Source organism: Volucribacter amazonae (assembly GCF_029783845.1).
GTDB classification, from domain to species: domain Bacteria; phylum Pseudomonadota; class Gammaproteobacteria; order Enterobacterales; family Pasteurellaceae; genus Volucribacter; species Volucribacter amazonae.
This window is the reverse complement of sequence record NZ_LWID01000001.1, coordinates 19844-39618: the sequence shown is the minus strand read 5'-3', so window position 1 is coordinate 39618 and position 19775 is coordinate 19844. Positions and strand designations below refer to the sequence as shown.

At 35.7% G+C, this 19775-nt stretch carries 23 protein-coding genes; 9 read left to right on the top strand and 14 right to left on the bottom strand.

Going from position 1 to position 19775, the window contains the following annotated elements; all coding sequences use genetic code 11:
* Nucleotides 1–13: 13 nt before the first annotated feature.
* The 4 genes from A6A20_RS00225 to A6A20_RS00210 all read right to left on the bottom strand — a co-directional run bounded on the left by A6A20_RS00225 (nt 14) and on the right by A6A20_RS00210 (nt 3267).
* Nucleotides 14–400 carry a tautomerase family protein gene (locus tag A6A20_RS00225; RefSeq protein ID WP_279571589.1) on the bottom strand — a complete coding sequence of 129 codons (387 nt, stop codon included), beginning with the start codon at nt 398–400 and terminating at the stop codon, nt 14–16.
* Nucleotides 401–423: 23 nt separating this feature from the next.
* Nucleotides 424–1008: an aminodeoxychorismate/anthranilate synthase component II gene (locus tag A6A20_RS00220; protein WP_279571588.1), complete on the bottom strand. Its 585-nt coding sequence runs from the start codon at nt 1006–1008 to the stop codon at nt 424–426.
* A gap of 15 nt (nt 1009–1023) precedes the next feature.
* Nucleotides 1024–2571 carry an anthranilate synthase component I gene (trpE, locus tag A6A20_RS00215; RefSeq protein ID WP_279571587.1) on the bottom strand — a complete coding sequence of 516 codons (1548 nt, stop codon included), beginning with the start codon at nt 2569–2571 and terminating at the stop codon, nt 1024–1026.
* Nucleotides 2572–2673: 102 nt separating this feature from the next.
* Nucleotides 2674–3267, bottom strand: a complete 594-nt coding sequence (locus A6A20_RS00210) for an FMN-dependent NADH-azoreductase (RefSeq protein ID WP_279571586.1) — start codon at nt 3265–3267, stop codon at nt 2674–2676.
* Nucleotides 3268–3489: 222 nt separating this feature from the next.
* Between A6A20_RS00210 and sohB the strand changes: the two genes are divergently transcribed.
* From sohB to A6A20_RS00190, 4 genes are all read left to right on the top strand, one after another.
* Nucleotides 3490–4551, top strand: coding sequence for a protease SohB (gene sohB, locus A6A20_RS00205; RefSeq protein WP_279571585.1), 1062 nt, complete (start codon nt 3490–3492; stop codon nt 4549–4551).
* 7 nt (nt 4552–4558) lie between these two features.
* Nucleotides 4559–4873, top strand: coding sequence for a YqcC family protein (locus A6A20_RS00200; RefSeq protein WP_279573702.1), 315 nt, complete (start codon nt 4559–4561; stop codon nt 4871–4873).
* Entirely contained in the window at nt 4866–5633 is a 768-nt protein-coding gene (truC, locus tag A6A20_RS00195; protein WP_279573701.1) for a tRNA pseudouridine(65) synthase TruC, read from the top strand. Before A6A20_RS00200 ends, truC begins: the two co-directional genes overlap by 8 nt.
* Nucleotides 5634–5857: 224 nt before the next feature.
* Nucleotides 5858–6037 (top strand): YoaH family protein, encoded by a 180-nt coding sequence (locus A6A20_RS00190; RefSeq protein WP_279571584.1) that lies wholly within the window; start codon nt 5858–5860, stop codon nt 6035–6037.
* 10 nt (nt 6038–6047) lie between these two features.
* Here A6A20_RS00190 and uspE read toward each other — a convergent pair whose 3' ends face one another.
* Entirely contained in the window at nt 6048–6977 is a 930-nt protein-coding gene (gene uspE, locus A6A20_RS00185) for a universal stress protein UspE (RefSeq protein WP_279571583.1), read from the bottom strand.
* Between the two features lie 110 nt (nt 6978–7087).
* Nucleotides 7088–7861, bottom strand: coding sequence for an FNR family transcription factor (locus A6A20_RS00180; protein ID WP_279571582.1), 774 nt, complete (start codon nt 7859–7861; stop codon nt 7088–7090).
* A 160-nt stretch (nt 7862–8021) separates the two neighbouring features.
* Here A6A20_RS00180 and A6A20_RS00175 point away from each other — a divergent pair, with 160 nt between their 5' ends.
* Entirely contained in the window at nt 8022–8174 is a 153-nt protein-coding gene (locus A6A20_RS00175) for a hypothetical protein (protein ID WP_279571581.1), read from the top strand.
* Nucleotides 8175–8183: 9 nt separating this feature from the next.
* Here A6A20_RS00175 and yedF read toward each other — a convergent pair whose 3' ends face one another.
* The 5 genes from yedF to A6A20_RS00150 all read right to left on the bottom strand — a co-directional run bounded on the left by yedF (nt 8184) and on the right by A6A20_RS00150 (nt 13746).
* Nucleotides 8184–8432 carry a sulfurtransferase-like selenium metabolism protein YedF gene (yedF, locus tag A6A20_RS00170; protein ID WP_279571580.1) on the bottom strand — a complete coding sequence of 83 codons (249 nt, stop codon included), beginning with the start codon at nt 8430–8432 and terminating at the stop codon, nt 8184–8186.
* Between the two features lie 16 nt (nt 8433–8448).
* A complete protein-coding gene (gene yedE, locus A6A20_RS00165; RefSeq protein ID WP_279571579.1) occupies nt 8449–9642 on the bottom strand; it encodes a selenium metabolism membrane protein YedE/FdhT in 1194 nt (397 codons plus the stop codon).
* Between the two features lie 180 nt (nt 9643–9822).
* Nucleotides 9823–10545: a molybdopterin-synthase adenylyltransferase MoeB gene (moeB, locus tag A6A20_RS00160; RefSeq protein WP_279571578.1), complete on the bottom strand. Its 723-nt coding sequence runs from the start codon at nt 10543–10545 to the stop codon at nt 9823–9825.
* A gap of 4 nt (nt 10546–10549) precedes the next feature.
* Complete coding sequence (gene moeA / locus A6A20_RS00155) at nt 10550–11779, bottom strand: molybdopterin molybdotransferase MoeA (RefSeq protein ID WP_279571577.1); 1230 nt, start codon at nt 11777–11779, stop codon at nt 10550–10552.
* A gap of 86 nt (nt 11780–11865) precedes the next feature.
* Entirely contained in the window at nt 11866–13746 is a 1881-nt protein-coding gene (locus A6A20_RS00150) for a UDP-glucose:protein N-beta-glucosyltransferase (RefSeq protein ID WP_279571576.1), read from the bottom strand.
* 181 nt (nt 13747–13927) lie between these two features.
* Between A6A20_RS00150 and folE the strand changes: the two genes are divergently transcribed.
* Entirely contained in the window at nt 13928–14584 is a 657-nt protein-coding gene (gene folE / locus A6A20_RS00145; protein WP_279571575.1) for a GTP cyclohydrolase I FolE, read from the top strand.
* Nucleotides 14585–14630: 46 nt separating this feature from the next.
* Here the strand turns inward: folE and A6A20_RS00140 are convergent, their stop codons facing one another.
* A complete protein-coding gene (locus A6A20_RS00140; protein ID WP_279571574.1) occupies nt 14631–15185 on the bottom strand; it encodes an NAD(P)H nitroreductase in 555 nt (184 codons plus the stop codon).
* A 199-nt stretch (nt 15186–15384) separates the two neighbouring features.
* Here A6A20_RS00140 and sppA point away from each other — a divergent pair, with 199 nt between their 5' ends.
* Nucleotides 15385–17253, top strand: a complete 1869-nt coding sequence (gene sppA / locus A6A20_RS00135) for a signal peptide peptidase SppA (RefSeq protein ID WP_279571573.1) — start codon at nt 15385–15387, stop codon at nt 17251–17253.
* Between the two features lie 95 nt (nt 17254–17348).
* On the opposite strand, the gene minC is transcribed toward sppA, so the two are convergent.
* Nucleotides 17349–18011 carry a septum site-determining protein MinC gene (gene minC, locus A6A20_RS00130; RefSeq protein ID WP_279573700.1) on the bottom strand — a complete coding sequence of 221 codons (663 nt, stop codon included), beginning with the start codon at nt 18009–18011 and terminating at the stop codon, nt 17349–17351.
* 93 nt (nt 18012–18104) lie between these two features.
* Here minC and A6A20_RS00125 point away from each other — a divergent pair, with 93 nt between their 5' ends.
* Complete coding sequence (locus A6A20_RS00125) at nt 18105–18383, top strand: YcgL domain-containing protein (protein ID WP_279571572.1); 279 nt, start codon at nt 18105–18107, stop codon at nt 18381–18383.
* A 4-nt stretch (nt 18384–18387) separates the two neighbouring features.
* Here A6A20_RS00125 and A6A20_RS00120 read toward each other — a convergent pair whose 3' ends face one another.
* On the bottom strand, nt 18388–18702 hold the full coding sequence (locus A6A20_RS00120; protein WP_279571571.1) for an HI1450 family dsDNA-mimic protein: 315 nt from the start codon (nt 18700–18702) through the stop codon (nt 18388–18390).
* A gap of 362 nt (nt 18703–19064) precedes the next feature.
* On the opposite strand from A6A20_RS00120, the gene proQ reads away from it, so the two are divergent.
* Nucleotides 19065–19682 (top strand): RNA chaperone ProQ, encoded by a 618-nt coding sequence (proQ, locus tag A6A20_RS00115; RefSeq protein WP_279571570.1) that lies wholly within the window; start codon nt 19065–19067, stop codon nt 19680–19682.
* Nucleotides 19683–19775: the final 93 nt, after the last annotated feature.

Genomic DNA, 19775 nt, shown 5'->3' with positions numbered 1-19775 from the left:
CCTAAGTATTGTATTATTGATAAATATCATAACTTAAATCATTGGCTTCATCACCTGTCATACCACGAAATCCCCAACAATGGGCAGGTTGTTCCTTAATGGTAATTTCTACATTAATGGGCGAAATATGGAGTTTATTTTCAAGTTCACAAAATAACATTTTAATCAGCCGCTTTTTACTAAATTCGGTTCGCCCTGCCATTAAATTGATTTCAATGACGATAAACTGTTCAGTACGACCCTCGGGATAATAAAAATCTTCCGCATTTAATCCAATAAAACGCAAGGCGTGTTTACGCTTAGGAATGCCTAGCCCAAGGTATAAACAATCAAAAATAATTTGCATAATTGCTGTTTTATGGGACGATAATTGTTGTTTTAAGCCATAAACCGTAATCATTGCTGTTTTCCTTTGGGTTAAGATTAACGAGAGCGGAGTAACCAATCTATAGCTTGTGCCAATAATTTTCCCCCTTCTACCGTTAAGATACTTTCAGGGTGGAATTGAAAGCCACAAATCGGCAAATGTTGATGACGTATTGCCATAACAATATCATTATAAGTGGCATTAACCACCAATTCCTCAGGCAAATCATTGCCCATAAGAGAATGATAACGAGCCACAGGCATAGGGTTTTGTAATCCTGCAAACATTGCTTGGTTATCATGTTGGATTTTGGATACCTTGCCATGTAGCACTTCGCCAGCATGAATCACTTTGCCGCCAAAGGCTTCAATTAATGCTTGATGTCCTAAACAAATACCAATCATTGGGACTTGGTGTTTTAACTGAGCAATTAATGGCAATAAATTGCCTGCTTGAGCGGGATTGCCCGGCCCCGGTGAGAGGGCTAAAATGGTATCAGGTTGTGCTAAGGCTCGCTCAATTAATAAGGATAACGCACAATCATTACGGTAAATTTGGACTTGGTGTCCAAGGGTACGAAATTGATCCACAAGGTTATAGGTAAAGGAATCAAAATTATCAATAAATAAAATATTTGCCATAGTTCAATCCTTGTATTAATTGCCGGTCTGATGATTGGTTTGCATAATAGCGTTGATTACTGCACGGGCTTTATGTCTTGTTTCATCAGCTTCCATTTGCGGATCAGAGTCTAACACCTCGCCACAACCAGCTTGTACATAAGCTGTATTATTTTGGACGAAAGCAGAGCGGATAACAATGCAGGTATCAAAATTGCCGTCAGAGGATAAATAGCCCACAGCACCGCCATAAGAATGGCGTTTTTGTTGTTCAAATTGATAGATTAATTGCATGGCTTTAATTTTAGGTGCACCTGTTAGCGTTCCCATATTCATACAGGCTTGATAAGCGTGCAGGGCATCAAGTTCAGGGCGTAATTTACCCACCACACGAGAAACCAAGTGCATAATATGCGAATAGCGATCCACTTGCATTAATTCTTTAACCTGTCTTGTTCCGCTTTCACAAACTCGTGCAATATCATTGCGAGCTAAATCCACGAGCATTAAATGTTCTGCTAATTCTTTGTGATCTAAACGTAATTCTAATTCTAAACGGGCATCTAATTCCTGATCGATATTGCCAGCCTGATCAAAACCTCTTGGGCGAGAACCTGCAATAGGGTAAATCTCTAATTGGCGAGTTTTTGCTGAATATTTTAACGCACTTTCTGGCGATGCCCCAAATAAAGTAAAGTCTTCATCTTGCATAAAAAACATATAAGGGCTTGGATTATTGCTTTTTAATTGCCGATAGGAGGCTAATTTATTCGGGCAAGGTAAAGAAAATCGGCGTGATGGCACAATTTGGAACACATCGCCGATATTAATATGGTGTTTTAGGGCTTGAATAATCCCTTTAAATTCAGGATCTTCAATATTCACTTGTACTTCTGTTTGCACATTTTGTATGTCTAAGTGCGGTGCAATTTTGTGTAATTTTTGTTGAATTTCCGCTTGTTCTTTTAATAAGGTTTGCCCTTGTTCAGGATTAAAACAAAAACTAAATAATTCCGCAGTTTGATGAGCATGATCAAAGGTTAATAATTGCTCGGCAAGATAAAATACATAATCGGGACAGGTTAAGCCATCATCTTGTAGCTGAATATTTTCCATTGGAATAAAATTGCTGACGAGATCGTAAGCAAATAATCCCCCAAGAAAAATGGGGGTTTGACTATATTGGAATAATTGGGTTAAAGCTCTTAGTCCATCAAAAATGGTGGCGGATTGTAATTTGCTATCTTCATCTAAATTAGGATCAAGTGGCGAAAATTCGGCAATTAATAGGTGTTCATTGACTTGGTTAAGGGAGCAATAAGTGGCTAAATATTGTTTAATCAGAGGAATAACCGCTTTACCATTTGCTGTTAATGCTTGAAATTTTACTTGTTGAGCAAGACAAGAAATTTTTACCGCCGTTTTGGCTAATAATAAACTTTTTAGGCTATTTTTACTGGTAATTTCCGCAGATTCAAGTAATAAAGTATGGGATTGATTGGCACATAGGGTAGCAAAAACCGCTGTGGGATCGGAATGATACGCTACTTGCTGATTAAAGGTTTGGATATAAGGAAATAACATAGATTGCCTCGATAACATAAAAAATAATCTTGCACTATTAAACTAGTACAAGATTATTTTGTCAAGGTGTTTCGCTATGATAAAAGTAGGATTGTTTAGAAATTAAGCATTTTTAATGATTTCATCAATATGCTGTTTTGCTTGGCGTTGAGCTTGAGCAACTGCCTCGGCACCATAACCGATACCTTGTGCATAGACAAATTGTACATCAGTAATGCCAATAAAGCCTAAGAATGTTTTTATATAAGGGGTAACCAAATCCGTTGCCGTACCTTGATGAATACCACCGAAAGCACATAATACAATGGCTTTTTTACCTTTTATCAAACCTTCAGCGCCATTTTCTCCATAACGGAAAGTTACACCTGCACGAGCGATAAAATCAAAATAAGTTTTGAGCTGAGTTGGAATATTAAAGTTATACATTGGGGCATTGATCACAAGGGTATCTACGCTATTTAATTCTTCAATCAGTTGATCGGATAATGCCACTAATTTTTGTTGGTTTTCGTTCTCAGCTTGTCCCTTGCGTAATGCTTGAGCAGCATTGGCATCGTAGCTTGGTAGAGGGTACTGAGCTAAATCACGTTCAATAATATGTACTCCTTCAAGTTGGGCGGTAAGATAATCGGATAATTGGTTGGTTTGTGATTGATCGCCTAAAATACTTGATTTTAATACTAATAGATTTTGCATAATAAATTCCTCTTTCTTCATTTTGTATGGAATGAACACGAATGGCAAATATTATAAGCAGAAATAATAGGATAAAAAGCCTGAATTTGGAAAAAGATTATTTACTCAGAGTGAATAATCTAAGGATTTAATCTTATGAATAAATAAGGTATATTATTGCCCTTAAATTTTAAAGTGAAACAACGATATTTTAACCTGAACAATGACAAAAGGAGGATAACAATGTGGTCTGAACTAGCCTTAGGTTATGGCTTATTTATTTTACAAATTCTGACGATTATTGTAGTTATTGGCATTATTTTCGCCATTATCATTGGCTTAAAACAAAAAGGAAAATTAGCACAAGGCGAACTTGAAATTATTGATTTAGCCGAACAATACCAAAAAAATCAACAAAAATTAGCGGATTTTCAGTTAAGTGAACAAGCGGCTAAAGTGGCGGAAAAAGCCAAGAAAAAAGCGGATAAACTCAAAGCAAAAGCGGAAAAAGAGCGGTTAAAAAATGGTGAAAAAAATAATGAGCAAAATAAACCGCACTTATATGTTTTGAGTTTTAAAGGCGATATCCAAGCCTCAGCCACAACGGCTCTGCGAGAGGAAATTAATGCTATTATTGCGGTTGCTAAACCTGAACAAGATGAAGTGTTGTTACGTTTAGAAAGCCCGGGTGGGGTAGTGCATGGCTATGGTTTAGCTGCCTCACAATTAAATCGTTTAAAACAACATGGCATTAAATTAACCGTTGCGGTAGATAAAGTGGCGGCGAGTGGTGGTTATATGATGGCGTGCGTGGCAGATAAAATTGTTGCCGCCCCTTTTGCTATTATTGGGTCTATCGGCGTGGTGGCTCAAGTGCCAAATATTCATCGCTTATTAAAGAAAAATGATATTGATGTGGAAGTGATGACCGCAGGCGAGTATAAACGAACCCTAACGGTATTGGGCGAAAATACTGAAAAAGGTAAACAAAAATTCCAACAAGAACTGCAACAAACTCACGATTTATTCAAACAATTTGTGGCACAACAACGCCGCCATTTAGCCATTGATCAGGTTGCCACTGGCGAACATTGGTTTGGACAACAAGCCATTGAATTGCAATTAGTTGATGAAATTGCCACCAGTGATGATTTAATTTTAGCGGCGATAAAAGAAAAATCGGTGCTGGCAATCAGTTATAAAACAAAGAAATCCTTGTTACAAAAATTTGGCAAACAAGCGGAAGAAAGTGCGGATAATTTATTGACTAAATTATTAAACCGCCAAGGCAAAGATTTTTATTAAGGTAGCAATAATGCAACAGGTTAAAACCCATTTACAGGCATTACAAGCGGTTTTACAACACCACCAATTATGGCAAGCTGTCGCCCCAGAGGCGGCGGCTTTTGAAAGTCAACAACCCTTTGCTTTAGATACAATGACCGCAACAGAATGGCTACAATGGATTTTTATTCCACGTATGTGGGCATTGTTAGAAAGCAACGCCCCTTTACCAAATAAAATCGCCATTTCGCCTTATATTGAAGAAGCGTTAAAAGAGCATCAAGCCTTGCCAGAATTATTAACCCCTTTGCTCGCCTTGGAGCAATTATTAAATGATGATTGATAATATTTCCCCTGATTTAATCCCTTTATCCTCAAGTGCGGTAGATTTAGAGATTATTTTTCAAGATGATTATATGGTTGCGGTAAATAAACCCGCTGGTATGTTGGTACATCGTAGTTGGTTAGATTCGCAAGAAACGCGTTTTGTTATGCAAACTTTGCGTGATCAAATTAGTCAATATGTTTATCCTATTCATCGCCTTGACCGCCCAACTTCTGGTGTGTTGCTATTTGCCTTAAACCCTGACATTGCTCAACAGCTTTGCCAACAATTTGAACAAAAACAGGTGGAAAAAAGTTATTTGGCAGTGGTGCGAGGCTATTTGCAAGGGCAAGAGCGTATTGATTATCCCCTTAAAGTTAAGCAGGATAAAATTGCAGATAAATTTGCCGACAAAGAGAAATTACCCCAATCGGCGATTACCGATTATATTGGTTTAAAAACCGCAGAAATGCCTTATCCTTTAGGGCGTTATCAAACTAGCCGTTATTCTTTGGTAAGATTATTACCAAAAACAGGGCGAAAACATCAATTACGCCGCCATATGAAACATATTTTTCACCCCATTTTAGGGGATACACAATATGGCGATTTACACCAAAATCGCTTATTCCAACAAAAAACAGGCAGCCACCGATTAATGCTACATGCCGAAAGCCTACAAATTACCCACCCAATCACTCAGCAAAAATTACGTTTAACAGCGGATCTTGATCAACAATGGGAACAAGTGTTTAGGTGTTTGGGGTTTAGTGAATAGATAAAAGAATGATAGGGAAAAATTATTCTAAAATTGACCGCACTTAACATAAAATGTATTTATAATTTTTATTTGTATTACTTGTATTTATGCTTAATTATTTGCGCGATTATTATTACGGCATTAGAAATTGGACATCGTAGCAAAATTTATCGCCATTGATAGTTATTTAGGCGTGTTTTCTGATATAGTTACGCCTTATTAAATTAACAAGGCTTAAAATAATGAACGAACAATCTCTTCTTAATTTAACCCATGAACAACAGCAACAAGCGGTGGAAAAAATTCAGCAATTAATGGCTCAGGGTGTCAGTAGTGGTGAAGCTATTCGTCTTGTTGCTCAGCAATTAAGGGAACAACAAAAAAAAACTAGGTTAATTAACCTAGTTTTAAATTTATCTTAAATAAGCTAAGTTATTCTTCATTTTTACTTGGCTTAACTGCGAGTAAATTACAGCTCAATTTACTAATTACGTGTTCTGCGGTATTTCCCAAGAACGCAGCGGATAATCCTGTACGTCCGATAGTGCCTAATACTACCAGTTCTGCTCCAATTTGCTGAGCAACCTGGGGAATGACTTCTTCTGGGAATCCCTCAAGTACATGGGTATGATCTTCATCAATACCAAACTGTTGGCGTAGGGCTTTCATATTAATTAAATGTTGCCCCCGAATACTTTGATTATATTCAGCGGTATTAAATTCTGGCAAATCAATCGCCATATTAACTGGGGCAGAAGGGTAGGCACTGACTAAATGGATATTACCACGATCAAAGCTTTCCGCTAGATCAAGACTGATATTGACTAGCTCTTGATTAAAGGTTTGATGATATTCTTGATCACCTGCAACATTGACTGCCACTAAAATACGGCGTTGGTGTTTCCAGTCACCGTCTTTTACCATTAAAATAGGAACAGGACATTTACGCAATAATTGCCAATCCATAGGCGTAAATAATAAAGAGGCTAAACTTTCTTGCTCTTTGGTATATTTAACCACCAGATCGTAATGTTTTTGTTCAACTTGCTCCGCAATAGCTTCTGCTTCGTTACTGTTCCATACCACAGAAGCATCAAATTCAATTATAGGATCAGCATATTTATCCAAATAAGGTTGAATTAATGCTAAACGTTGTTGAATAACTTTTTTGTGCATTTCTTCTCGTTCTTCAGAAGAAACAAGTGCGGTCATTTCAAAGGAAAAATCATAAACAGTTAGAAAAAGAGTAATTTTAATTGGACTAGAATAGGCTTGTTCTTTAGCTAATCGTACAGCACGTGCGAGAGCATATTGTTTTTCACTTTCGGGATTTAATACCACAAGGATATTTTTAAATTTCATTATAACCTCCGTAAAAACGATTGCTAATAGCATAGGGGATATTAAGAATAATAACAAGCATAACAATAAAAAATAAAAGCACAATCGTGGAATATTGTGCTTTATAGAAATTAGCTAACCATTTTAATTTTAGGCTTTGTTGTTCCAGCCAATTCAATAAGCTCAGGCATATTATTGATAGTAATATATTTGCCTTGTACACTCAATAACCCTGATTTTTGGAAACGCCCTAATAAACGGCTAATGGTTTCTACGGTTAAACCAAGATAATTACCAATATCGCCTCGAGTCATGGTTAAACGAAATTCACGTGCTGAAAAACCACGGGCAGAATAGCGGTTAGATAAATTTAAAATAAAAGCGGCTAGGCGTTCTTCTGCGTTCATTTTGGAGAGTAATAAAATCATTTCTTGATCACTTTTAATCTCATTACTCATTAAACGCATAATTTGTTGGCGTAATTTTGGCATTTTACCTGATAAGTCATCAAGAATATCAAACGGAATTTCACACACCATTGCTGTTTCTAATGCCTGTGCAAAGCTAGGGTGTTGCATATTAATAATGGCATCAAACCCTACTAAATCACCGGGTAAATGAAAAGAAGTAATTTGTTCTTCGCCACTTTCACTGATTGTATAGGATTTTATTGTGCCTGAGCGAATCGCATATAAAGATTTAAGTTCATCTCCTGCTTTAAAGATAATTTGCGATTTTTGGATAGGTTTTTTGCGTTCAATGATATTATCAAGTTGATTAAGTTCGTGTTCATTTAATGTGAAAGGGATACAAAGTTGGCTAATACTACAATCTTGACAATGAATGGCGCAACCTCCAGATTGAATACGCCGTCCAATTTTCACTTCATTTGCTAAAATTTTCATTTTATCCTCGTCCTTAGGCAAAAAAATCGTGTAAAATTGATCTAACTCAATAAATGATATAGTAAAGTGGCTTAATTTTCAATAATAACTCTTCTAACTAACCCATTGAAATTGTTATATAAATGTTAATTAAGTTAAATTAAATAAGGATAATCTCATTGTGGCAGCACAAAAATTAACAAAAACTCGTTTTATTCAATTATTAATCACATTAGCCATTCTCATTGGTTTAGTGTCTTATCAAACTTATCAATATTTTCAAAAAACAATACCGCAACAGTCTGCGGTATTGGAACAAGCTAAGGAAGAGTAAAATTGGTGATTATTTTTGAATTAAATATCGAATAATAGGTCCATTTTGTTCAATACTTAAAAGAGTATAACCATAATTTTTCGCATCAATAGGAATATTGTTAATCGATTGTGCACAATCACTTAATACCTCTAAGATTTCGCCTTTTTTTAATTGTGGCATGATCTCCAAAGTTGCTATTGTTGGGTATGGACAAGGCTCGCCAAGCATATCTAAACTATAATCAGGTTCAATCAATGTGTTGTCTTGGTCAGTCATAATTTTCTCCTTTTATTTATGATGATTTCATTTTGTTGGCAAGGAAACGTTTTTCCCACCAAATTACAAAGATTAAGGCGATGATTAATAAAGTATAATTAATAAGCAAGCCGCCGATATTGCCAAAGGATTTTAATAAATTGATTTTTTCATAATCAAGTGCAAGTACAGGTGCAAGATCGTCCCAAAGATAAGCTAATAAGGTTGAACCAAAAATATTACCAATGCCTACCCACCAAAAATGAGTTTGCCCTTCAATAGAACGGTAAATCCAACCTGTTTCACAACCGCCTGCTAAAACAATGCCAAAACCAAATAATAAACCACCTAGAATAGCATTAGGTCCAGCCCACATAATTTTAGGTTGCATACCTATTTGAATATAGCTAAAAATACCAATACAACTGATTAGCATACCGTAAATAATGGCTTTAGTAAGATAGGCACGTCCGGTAATCCAAAGATCACGAAAAGCAGAGGTAAAGCAAATTTGTGCACGTTCAATAATTAAACCAAAGGCTAATCCAAATAACATGGCAAAACCTAATTTGCTAGAAAATTGAAGGACATAAAGAGAGGCTATGAGGTAAAGAATAAAAATGAACATGCCTAACCAAAAACGGCGTTGACTACGTTTTGGATCGGCTTTTTCTATTTTGGCCGCTCCTTTCTTTAGTTGTATCGGTAAACGAAATAAGGGAAGTAAACTAAATTTAGCTCCAAAATAAGTACCTATGGCAGTGGCAAGGGTAAAATACCAAGCGTGTACAGAAAATTGAGGAATACCTGTAAAAAAAGAGGCAAGATTACAGCCCATGGCTAATCTTGCTCCAAAGCCTGCTAATGCACCACCGATTAGAGCCTGCATAATACGAATAGGGTGGTTTTTTCCACGCCAGCGTACATTATTTGCCCATAAAGCCGCCGCTAAACAGCCAGCAAACATTCCCAAAATCATAACGCCGTCAATACGGGTAAAAATATTACCGTCTAAACCAATGATTTTGTAATATCCCCAATCGGTTACATTTACGCCAAAGGTTTGTAAAATATGCCCGCCCCAACGGGTAAATTCGCCTGTTACTGCCCAATAAGTACCTGTTAAACCAAAATAATAGGTAGAAAGTAAACCTGCGGCGACAACTGCAATAATGGGATTCCAAAACTTAATCAGATAATTTTGTTTAAAATTAAGCCAAATTTCTTGCATAAAATTTCCTCTAAACAAGGTTAAATAATGATTAAAACTCGCAAGAAAGGCGAAAATACCTTAGGGTAAGCAGATTTGGTGGGATAATGCTCATCTCATTGCTATACACAAACTTGCGATATATAAATGAATTGAGTGTATATAGTAGCGAAAAATTAAGCAAAGTTAAAGTAATTATCTTTACACAGGAATAGTAATTTCTTTAAATTGCATTTTCATACCATCAATTAACAATAAACGCCCAGCCAAATTTTTGCCGATATTCAACCGCACTTTAATGGCTTCAAAGGCTTGAATTGCCCCAACGATGCCTACAATAGGAGAGAGTACGCCACTTTCTACGCAACTTAATGGGCTTTCGCCGAATAAACGGCTAATATCTTGATAAGTGGGGGTATTGGGTTGATAAGTGAAAACAGAAACTTGCCCTTCCATACGAATTGCCGCACCAGAGATTAATGGGATTTTGTGCTGTTGACAACAGCGATCCAATAGTTGGCGGCTGTTGAGATTGTCGGTACAATCCAATACCATATCTACTTGGCAAATTAAGGCTGAAAGTTCGCTTTCATCAAGCTGGCGATTAATACTATGTATGGTTAAATGGGGATTTAATGCGGTTAAACTGAGTTTGGCTGAATCCACTTTTGCCATATTAATACGGCTATCGTTATGTAACACTTGGCGTTGTAAATTAGATAAAGACACCTTGTCAAAATCAAGTAGGGTTAGCGTGCCAATACCTGCGGTGGCGAGATATTGACTAGCTGCACAACCTAATCCACCTAAGCCTACGATTAACATATGACTGGTTTTAAGTTGTTCTTGCCCAGTAAAATCAATGGCGGGTAAAATAATTTGCCGATTATAACGTAATTCTTCTTGCTCAGATAAAATGCTCATTATGCTAACCTAATAATTCGTTAAAAGGTTCAATAGTAACTTGTTCCCCTGCGTTGACATTGCCACGCTCTTGCTCTAATACAATAAAGCAGTTACTGGCAACAAAGGCACTAAAAATATGTGATCCTTGAAATCCAACAGGTTTTACTTGTAAATTGCCTTGTTGATCAAGCCAATAAAATCCACGTTGAAAATCTAAACGTCCTACGCTTTTTTTCAATGGAGTCGCGGTAGTCGCGATTAATTGCGGACTAGGCTGCCATTGTGTATGCCCACTTAATTTCGCAATGATAGGCTGAACTAATTGATAAAAGGTAACTAAAGCGGATACAGGATTACCCGGTAATCCACAAAACCAAGCCTGTGGTAATTGCCCAAAGGTAAAAGGTTTACCCGGTTTGATAGCCAACTTCCAAAAATTAATTTTCCCCACTTTTTCTAATACGGTTTTGGTAAAATCGGCTTCACCTACCGAAACTCCACCGCTAGTAATGACTAAATCGGCTTGTTGTTGAGCCTGCATAAAGGCTTGCTCAAATAGGGTAGGGTTATCAGGTAAAATACCACAATCAATCACTTCACAACCCATTTTATTTAACATTAATTTGATACAAAAACGGTTAGTGTCATAGATTTGCCCTGTTTGCAGGGGCTGTCCAACAGGGACTAATTCATCGCCCGTAGATAAAATAGCAACCTTTAAACGGCGATACACATTAACATGGCTAATCCCTAACGAGGCGAGTAATGGCAATGAAAGTGCGGTCAGTTTTTCACCTTTTTTTAAGGCAATTTGTCCTTGCTGTAAATCTTCGCCACAACAGCGGATATTTTCATTTAAGCGAGGAATTCGTTTAAAACGAATTGTGCCGTCAGGATTTTGCTCGGTATCTTCTTGCATCACAACAGCATCTGTGCCTTGAGGAAGCATTGCCCCTGTCATAATACGGATTGTAGTTTTGTCTTGCCATTGTCCTTGAAAGGGGCTGCCAGCAAAGGATTTTCCTGCTAACGGTAAACTGTCGCTTTCCGCTAAATCGGCTAAACGTACCGCATAACCGTCCATTGCTGAATTATCAAAGGCAGGCACATTGATAGGTGAGGTAATATCTTCTGCACAAATACGATTTTGTGCTTGAGTGATGTTGATTATTTCTGTTGCGATTGTTTCTGCGCAAGGTAGCTGTTGTTCAATCAAGCTAAGTGCTTGTGATAATGATAATAAATTAGCCATAAATATCTTTTATAATTTTTTAGTAAAATTAGGGCAGAAATAAAAATATATTTAATCCGCCCCAAAAGTATTATGAGTTATGAAAATCAATTATTTTTTTCTAAAAACTCTGTTAGCTTTTGTTTTAGAATATTTCCCATTGGTTTAGGGTTTCCAGTAAACAATGTTTGTAACTTATTGTTTTCTATAATATGTTTACGTAATTCTAGCCTTTCCTGATGATTTTCAGCTAATCTAATAGCCTGTTGAATATATTCTTCTATGGAATGAGTGATCAACCATTCAGGTAATCCTAATCGTTTAAATAACCCTTCATCAATATGTTCGTGTACTTCATCACCAGTTTTGCAAATGCCTACCAAACCTAATGTAACCATATCAATAATGCCATTCGTATTTCCAAATGGAAATGGGTTTAACATCATATCGCAATGATTTAAAATTTCTAAATATTCGTTATATGGTTTATGGGAATGTGCAGTGGCTGAGTCTCCTAGATACTTTCGAATAAAACGAGCGACATAAGGATGTGTGATACCGTTTGAAATACCAAGAGCGAAATGAAAATGTACTTTAACTTTTGATCTGTCCTTGATTTCTCTTAATGCTTCTAAGAAAAAAGGATTTAATTTCATTGTGGTTGAAGCTATACCTATATTGACTACCTCTGGTTCTTCTCTAAGATTATATTCTACAAATTTAGGGGCTGCTGCTGATGGAACATAGGGTAGAGCATCTTTAGGTAATCTTATTAATGTTTCACTAAAACATTTTTCTGAACCAACATAATCATCTTCAACAATAACATATTCAATAAAATCAGAATGTGTTGTAGCTGGATGTCCTAATGCAATTGCTTGTATTGGAGCCAAACGGGTATTACTAGCAAATATAGTTAATAAATCCATACCAATACTTGGCATATAAAATATAGCTGGTTTATATTTATTACAGAGTTTCTTAATATATTCAAGTTTTTGAATTAAGTAATCGCCTTCTACAACAAAAAACTCATCAAATACAGCTTTACCTATATCATCAACGTTTGAATTACCTAGACCTACTAAATGAAAGTGTTCTTTTGCTGCAATCATTGATGTAGAGTGGGTTCGATAAATAGAATGATTTGCATTAAAATGTTCTAATAATACAATCATTACTGGTTTGTTATTTTTTTCTCCAATTTTTGAGGTATTTCTGCGATCTTTCCAACCATTTTTTATCAAATGGCGACGAATAACCGTATTTAAAGACTTTTTAATATCATGTTTGTTAGGTGCCATATCATAGCTACAATGCATATATACATCATGTAAAATACCCTCGGTTAAATTTGTTAGATCTTTTAATTGGGTAAGTTTTTCTGGTAACCATTGTATGATTGCTGCTCTTTTGTTATAAGACTCTTCCGAACCTAGAAAACGTGGTGATTGAAGAGCAATACATAAAGAAGCACATAGTTCAGGAGATATATCCCATACTGTATCTAAATTTAAGAGTACATTTGATTCGGGAAAATATAATACGATAAACTTATAAAAAGCTTCTAATGTTGGAGCAATGTGTACATCATTTGGATTTTCGATGTCTTTTTTTACATTATAACTACGTAATATATGATCAGCATTAACATAAGGGGAGCTAGCAAAAATTAACCCAAGCCATCGTTGTAAAGTAAGGAAACGTATTACACCAGAATCAGAAATATTAAAATCTTTATCAGTGAATAGTTGTGTAATAGCTGCCGCCATTCTTGTACAGAAATAGGTATGTGTATCTTCAATTAAATTATTTAACTGAGGTGGGATATCAAGTTCTATATTGTCTAACATACCAAAATTAGTGTCTAATTGCCCCAATATGGATAAGAGCTCAGTACATGATTTTTCATAATCCTTGGTAGCTATTGCTTGTTCTAAAGTATTTACACTTGGAGTAACTTTCTCAATATTATTGTTATGTGTCATTAATAATCCTTTTTTTTGCATTTAAATTTTTCGATTATAGCATATCATAGCTTTTTTAATAGAAAATTAGTGTTCAAATCATTGTATATTTATCTAATTCAAAGTAAGGTATAGGTTCTTAATTTTATTATTTAGCATTACTTTGTTAGAATAACCACCTTAAATTTTTCAGGAGCAAAATATGAAAAAAATTTCACCAGAGGCATTAAAAGTTCGTCAGGCTTTAGTTGATAAGGGGATTGAAACCCCAATGATTAATTTAACCAAAGATAAGGATCAACGTCGAGGTGAAATTGAGCATCATATGCGTCAAGTGATGCAATTAATTGGTTTGGATTTAGCCGATGATAGCTTAGAAGAAAGCCCAAAACGTATTGCGAAAATGTTTATTGATGAAATTTTTAGCGGTTTAGATTATGCCAATTTCCCTAAAATTACCAATATTCAGAATCGTATGCAGGTAAGTGAAATGGTGTTAGTCAATGATGTAACCTTGACCAGTACCTGTGAGCATCATTTTGTAACCATTGATGGTATGGTGTCTGTGGCTTATTATCCGAAAAATTGGGTAATTGGCTTATCTAAAATTAATCGAGTAGTGAGCTTTTTTGCTCAACGTCCACAGGTGCAAGAGCGTTTTACTGAACAAGTTTTACTTGCGTTTCAAACTATTTTAGAAACCGAAGATGTGGCTGTTTATGTTAAGGCTACCCATTTTTGTGTGAAATGTAGAGGGATTAAGGATAGCAATAGTTACACTGTAACGTCTGCATTTGGCGGCGTGTTTTTAAATGACCGAGAAACGCGAAAAGAGTTTTTAACTGCAATTAACCGCTAAGTGTTTTTCTCCCTCAGTGAAGTGAATCATTGAGGGAGAAGTTTAATTATAAATAGCTAATAAATTCCTTAGTATCAAGGGATTTTATTTCTCGTTCACATTTTTCTTGCTCACTGCCTACCATCATCAATGCCACAATTTTATCTTGCTCTTGACAACCAAAGGCTTGACGTAATGCTTCCGCTTCAATCCAAGGTCCCGTTACCCAAACATTGGCAAAACCTTGTGCATTTGCAGCAAGTTGTAAAGCATAAGTGGCACAACCAGCAGTCAACATTTGTTCCCAACCCGGCACTTTCTTAACCGAATGATCAATTTTTGCCACCACAGCGATAATCATTGGTGCTTTATCCGCAAAAGACTCTGCTTTTTTAATGCGTTCTTCGCCAAGATCTAATTCCACAACCGCTTGTTTTAACAATTCAACCAATTTAGATAAACCTTGTTTTTCAATGATAATAAAACGATAAGGACGTAATTTGCCATGGTCAGGTACATGTAATGCTGCTTGAAACATTTTTTCTAACTGTTGAGCATTGGGAGCAGGCGCAACTAATTTTTTTTCTGAACGTCGGCTCGTTAATAAGGTTAATGAATCCATAAATTTCCTCATAAGTTATACTAATTGTGGAGATGATTATATAATATTCACAGTTTAATTTCTCGTTTTATAGGGAAAAGTGCGGTCTATTTTCATTTATTTTTTATTAAATTTCCCATAAGATTTTTTCCGCAATGTGTCGCTTTTATGATAAAGTGACAGGCCTTTACATTCTATACTTTTGACAAAAGAGCCTATTATGCAATTTATTTTTTCTATTATTAAGTTCTGTTGGCGAACATTAAATTTTATTCGTGATTGCGTGATGAATTTAATTTTTCTTGTTTTTGTATTGGTCTTTTTTAGCATTATTGGCATTGTGAGCCAATTTGATAAAGAGCCAGAACCTTTAATTGGCGAACAAGGAGCATTAGTACTAAATATTGAAGGTTATCTAGCAGATAATCGTGAACAAGAGAGCTGGCAAAATTTACTTAAAGCAGCCAATAATCAAACTGTTCCTCGTCAATATTCTGTTTTTGATTTGTTTTATGCTATCCAAAATGCTGCGGAAGATGAAAGAATTACAGGGCTAGTGCTGGATTTAAGTTATTTTGAAGGGGGAGATTTGCCTGCTATTAGCTATCTTGGTGAGGCAATTAACGCCTTTAAACAACAAGATAAACCTGTTATTGCGGTAGCGGATTATTATGGACAATCGCAATATTTGCTAGCAAGTTATGCGGATAAAATTTATATGAATAAGGCAGGACAGGTGGATATTCATGGTTTCGCAATGCAAAATCTTTATTTCAAATCTTTATTAGATAAATTGGACGTTACACCGCACGTTTTTCGGGTAGGCACCTATAAATCGGCAGTAGAACCGTTTTTGCGAGATAATATGTCAGCGGAAGCAAGAAAAAATACTACCCAATGGCTCACTCAAATGTGGCAAAGCTATCAACATACCGTAGCTGAAAATCGTCATATTGACATAAACGAAGTCTTGCCAGAACCACAGCGTTTTCTTGCAGAATTAACCGCATTAAACGGCGATTTAACTGCATATAGTGTAAAGCGTCAGTTAATTTCTCAGCTTATTACCCCTTTTGAATTTAATCAAGAATTGATTAAGTTATTTGGCTATGGGGCTAATGATCGCTATAAGCATATTGATTACGATCGTTATTGGCAAAGTTTACCTGATCCCTTTATCGCCAATAGCGAACAAAAAATTGCAGTAGTGAATGTAGAAGGAGCTATTATTGATGGGGAAAGTGATGAAAGCTCAGTGGGAGGCGATACTATTGCGAGATTATTACGTCAAGCTCGTGAAGATAGCGATATTAAAGGTGTGATTTTGCGTGTAAATAGCCCAGGTGGTAGTGCCTTTGCCTCGGAAATTATTCGTCAAGGGGTTGATGATTTACAACAGGCAGGAAAACCTGTGGTGGTTTCTATGGGAGCGATGGCGGCATCGGGGGGATATTGGATTGCTAGCACTGCTGATTATATTGTTGCCGATCCGAATACCTTAACAGGATCTATTGGCATTTTTGCTATGTTCCCTACCTTTGAAAATAGTATTAAAAAAATAGGAATTTATGGTGATGAAGTGGCGGTATCGCCTTTTAGTCAAGGAAGTTTAATTACCCCACTTTCTAATGAAGTGAAAGACGTTATTCAATTAAGTATTGAAAATGGTTATGATAAATTCTTATCCATTGTGAGCAAAGGGCGAGGCTTGAGTAAAGATGAGGTAGATAAGGTTGCTCAAGGACAAGTTTGGCTAGGTACAGATGCTTATCGCTATAAATTGGTTGATGAATTAGGTTCATTTAACCAAGCGGTATCAAAAGCAGTAGAATTGGTAGAAAAACGACAACCGAATGAAAAGCAACCGCATTTGAGTTTAGAATGGTTAGTAGATGAGCAAGGGTTATTTGATAAATTGTTCCAAGATTTTGATCGACAGATTAAAAGCAGTATTGGGCAAGCTATCTTTGATTTGTTGGGAATAAAACCAGATCATTATCAACAGGTTAAATCGCAATTTGGATTAAGCCAATTTAATGATCCAAAAGGACAATATTTATATTGCTTGAACTGCAATGTTAGTCAATAAAGGGTTATTTGCTTACTCTTATTTTCCTTTTTGATACAAGATTTAAATTAAAACCACTATAATTCATAAAAACCACCTATTCAGGTGGTTTTTGTTTAGAATATTTTTAACATTAATTTTTCTTTATCAGGAGCAATCATTACCGCTTTTTGCCAATATTCAAGGGGAATATTTTGTCGGTAAAGTGAACGTTTGCATACGGATACAAATTCCGCTTCAAGAGATTGTACATATAATAATCCCTCATGATGATTGACGCCCGCCATTGCTCGCCCTTGTAATTTACCATAAATATGGATATTGCCTTCAGCGGCAACTTCTGCCCCTTGAGCAACATTGCCATTAATAATTAAATCACTGTTTTTGGCATAAACCACTTCCCCTGCGTTAAGATTACCATAGATAATTTTCGGTGGGAGATAGCCATATTCAGGTAAAATTTCATCAAATTGTTGGCTTTTGCCTAAAATAGGTAAATTTGCCGTTAGGATAAGCTCTTTTTCTAGGCTATTTTGCCAATCACTAACCCCAATAAGATGAATATTAAATTGTTGTAATAGGTCTTTGAGGGCATTAAGATCAACTTTATGTAGGCTAGGGGTAAATTTTAGGATAACAGGAACATTTTGGAAAAAGAGCGGTGATTTTTTGACTTTTTTACTTAATGCACGTTTAATGACATTAAGATTTGTGCTGTTTAAGGTAATAAAAATAGAGGAGAAATGCCCTGTTTTTAGCTCGATCACGTCTTTTGCCATAATTTTTCCATTATTCATTTAGTCTGTTTTTTATATTAGAGAATTCAGGTAAAATCATCAATATAAATTTTTGTTAATTAAGGAATAAAAACCATGCTTTGTGCTATTTACAAAAGTCATAAGAAAGTCGGCTGTTATTTATATTTACCAGCAAAAGCCAAGTTTGATCAGCTGCCAGAAACATTATTAAATCATTTCGGTAAGCCTGAACTCGTAATGTTATTTAATTTGGCAGGGAATAAGTCGTTAGCACAAGCGGATAATCAACAGGTTCAACAACAAATTGAGCAACAAGGATATTATTTGCAGTTAGCTAAACCTGAAGAAAACCTGTTTGAAACCTATCAACGTCAACAACAAGTTTCTAAATAAGACCTTATTGTTTCCAAATAACGTGAAATTCTCGATTTTCCGCTTGGTGCGAAATCAAAAATTTAGCAAATACATCGTCCATAATATCTTGTTCATTAACCAGTCCAATCCATACTTCAATATATTGTTCTGGATCAATAAGAATGCCCACTTCCATATCCCAATTATCTGCGGTTTCTACCACTTCTACCGCACCTCGTTGCTCAAATTGTAGATTAAATAATAAAATATCCGCAGGATCGAGATGTTCTGGCGCCATTTCCAAAAAAATATCATAAGCTAAATCAATCGCCATATCAGGATCTAATTGTTGTTGCATTATTCTGTTCCTTAACGATGAAAAAGCGTCATTATAAATAGCTGATGACGTTTGTGCAATGTATAGTCGCTCCACTTTAACGACTATAGCGGCAAGATAAATCCTGAAATCAAATTTATTATGTGTTCCTGATAAAATTTACCAATTTGAGTGGATTATCATTGTCAAATTAACCTGAATTAAGCTAAACTAACGAACAATATTGTATTTAACATTATTTATAAGTCATTATACTTTGAGGTAATACAGCGTTACTATGTTTTACTGTGCTTGTATTTGTACTGTATTCAGTGTATCAGCTATTTTATTTTAAATTAAAACGACTATATCATAATCAACATATTTAATTTTTAGGAAAAATCATGACTGAAGTTCAAAAGCTGGCAAATAATAAAGAAATTATTGCTTATTTAGCGGAAAAATTTCCCCTTTGTTTCTCCGTAGAAGGGGAGGCAAGACCGCTTAAAGTGGGGATTTTTCAAGACTTAGCGGAAGCCTTGCAAGATGATGAAAAGGTCAGTAAAACTCAACTACGTCAGGCATTACGCCAATATACTTCTAATTGGCGTTATTTACATGGTTGTCGTCAAGGGGCTCAACGTGTTGATTTAGCTGGCAATGATTGTGGTGAATTAGAGCAACAACATGTGGAGCATGCTGCTCAACAATTACAACAAGCAAAAGAAAAATTTGCTCAACGTAGAGCAGAACAACGTAAAACAAATAATGAAGCAAAAACAAAGAAACCCGCATTTAATAAACAGCGAAATCATTCTTCTCCACATAGAAAAGGGCAAAAACCAAAATTTCATTTAACGCCAGTGGATATGTCAGCATTACAAAAAGACAGTCAGGTAAAAGTTAAAGCAGGGCAGCGTTGGCAGAGAGCTAAAGTGCTTGATGTAATGAAAGATTCAGCGAGAGTGGAATTAGACAATGGTTTAGTGATTAATGTTACTGCTGATCGTCTGTTTACATAGATTTTACATAAAATTATGTTGAAAAATTAACAGAAAACATCACATAAGTGAAATGACTTATGCGATGTTTTTTTCATCTTAACTTATAAGGAT